The sequence below is a fragment of the Chitinivorax sp. B genome, from assembly GCF_005503445.1.
GTDB lineage: Bacteria > Pseudomonadota > Gammaproteobacteria > Burkholderiales > SCOH01 > Chitinivorax.
Genome location: NZ_SCOH01000123.1, coordinates 1 through 2,426 on the forward strand (window position 1 = coordinate 1; position 2,426 = coordinate 2,426).

A 2,426-nucleotide genomic window follows, 5' to 3' on the forward strand; every position below is an offset into this window, starting at 1 on the left:
CTGATGTATAAATGATCTTGCATGTCACATTGCCATTTGCAATATTTAAAATCATATTTGCACCTTGGTAATATTCCATGCGGTTTGACAACTTATTGGACACACTCCGCACACTCCTGCAAAACCCCTTCGACCAACACGCCCGCCTGCTGCAACTCTCCCTCGCCGGCCCCGCCACCAAACTGAACGGCAGCTTTGTAGTCGCCCGCTTTGACGGCTGGGAAGCCATCAGCGAAGGCTGCGAATTCGAGATCCAGCTGCTGAGCGAATCTGCCCATTGGGAATTGAAACAGTTGATCGGAGCCCCAGCCACCTTGGAAGTCCTGACCGATAATCGCCAGTCACGTCGCGTCAGTGGCCAGGTGGTGCGGGCCGAGCAGCTGGGGTCCAACGGTGGCATGAGCCTGTATTCAATCCGCCTGAAACCCTCGCTCCACTTACTGTCTCTGCGCCAATCCAGCCGGGTGTTTGGTGAGCGTTCAGTCCCCGATATCGTCGAATGCCTGCTGCGCGAACATCAAGCCTTCAATCCGTGGCTGCAATGGCAACTGAAGTTGCGACGCACCTATCCCGCCCGCGCCTATACCGTGCAATATCGCGAAACCGATTTCACCTTTATCGAACGGCTACTGCGTAAGGAAGGGATCTATTGGTTCATCGACCATGCCGGAGATGAGGTTGGCGCCCATCAGCTGGTATTGTGCGATGACAACGACACCCTGCTTGAGAACCGCGCGTCGCCTGTGCGCTTTCATCGTGCCGATGCCACCGAAGCCCGCAATGCGATCACCCATTGGCATGGTCAACGTGCATTGCAATCAGGGGCGGTCAGCCTACTCAGTTACGACTACAAGGCCGCCGGTGCCGCGACCAGCACCCTCCCCACGCATCACCAATATAGCGAGGGCAGCCAAGCACTGGTGGCCGGACTGGAACACTATGATGTGCCCGGCAACCTGTATGGCGAGCACCAGGGGGATCTGGATCGCTACGCCGAGCAGCGCATGGAAGCCATCGAAGCCCAAGCCAAACAGTTCGACGGTCGCAGCGTAGTACCCGAACTGCAAGCCGGACAATGGTTCAGCTTGACGGACCATGCCATCCACGATCAGGACGAACCCCGGCAACGGCAGTTCCTGCTGTTACGGGTGGAACATCAGGGCCGCAACAACTTCGACAATGTGTTCATGCACGGCATCCACACACTGTTCCGCCTGCCACAGCAGGATGACCGACCGCTCTATGAAAACCATGTTACCGCGCTCCGCCGCTTGATTCCCTACCGACCCCACTTCGACCCCGTCCAGCATGCCGCCCCGACTGCACCAGGGCCGCAGATCGCCATCGTGGTCGGCCCACCCGGGGAGGAAATCCATACCGACGAGTGGGGACGGATCAAGATCCAGTTCCCCTGGCAACGGGGGCAAGATCACCGACCGGCCGATACCGGCAGTGGGGCGGGCTACACCGACAACAGCTCCTGCTGGGTCCAGGTCGAACAAGCCATCAGCGGTGCGGGTTGGGGGGCTCGATTTTTACCAAGGGTCGGGCAATCCGTGGTGGTGGACTTTCTGGATGGCCAGATCGACCGCCCCATTGTCCGCTCGGTGGTGCACAACGCAAACCACCCCGCAGTCGACTTCAGCCGGGTCGGCAGCCTACCCGCCAACAAGACGCTGTATGGTTACAAGAGCAAGGAATACCAGGCTGACGGCTATTCCGAACTGTTATTCGACGACAGTACCGGTCAGATCAGAACCCGTCTGGCCACCAGTCACGGGCAAACCGAGCTGAATCTGGGCTGGCTGGCCCACCCCCGGCAGGACGGGAAAGCCAAGCCACGCGGCGAAGGGGCTGAACTGCGTACCGACGACAGCCTGGCATTACGTTCCGCCAAGGGTATGTTGCTCTCCGCCTGGCAACGCCTGCATGCCAGCGAGGGGCAACTGGCCCGCGAAGAATACCTGGCCTTGATGCAGGAATGCCTCGACCTGTTCAAGAGTCTTGGCACCTATGCCGCCCAGCATCAGGGTCTGCCAGTCGAGTCGGAACCGCAGCAGGCGGTGCAACAGGGCGTGCAACATTGGGAGGATGGCAGCAATACCCAGCCGGATGCCCCGGTGGACAAGGAAGCGGCCATCATCGGCCTGACCGCACCGCAGGGCATCAGTCTGGCCACCCCCAAGACCCTGGTCAGCTACGCGGGGGTCAACCTCGACAGCATCGCCAGACAACACCTGCAACTGACCTCCGGCCAACGTGTCAACGTCAACGCTGGCCAGGGCATCTCGCTGTTCTCGCACGCCAACGGCATCAAGGCCATTGCCCATCAGGGCAAGTTCCTGCTGCAAAGCCAGCATGACGATACCGAAGTCAACGCCGCCAAGAACGTCCGCCTCACCGCCACCGATGGCAAGTTGATCGGC

1 protein-coding gene is annotated in these 2,426 nt (G+C 59.9%); it reads left to right on the forward strand.

What is annotated here, in order from left to right; genetic code table 11:
- Nucleotides 1-77 precede the first annotated feature (77 nt).
- A partial coding sequence (locus tag FFS57_RS24630) for a type VI secretion system Vgr family protein (protein WP_137940469.1) occupies nucleotides 78-2,426 on the forward strand: 2,349 nt, incomplete at its 3' end.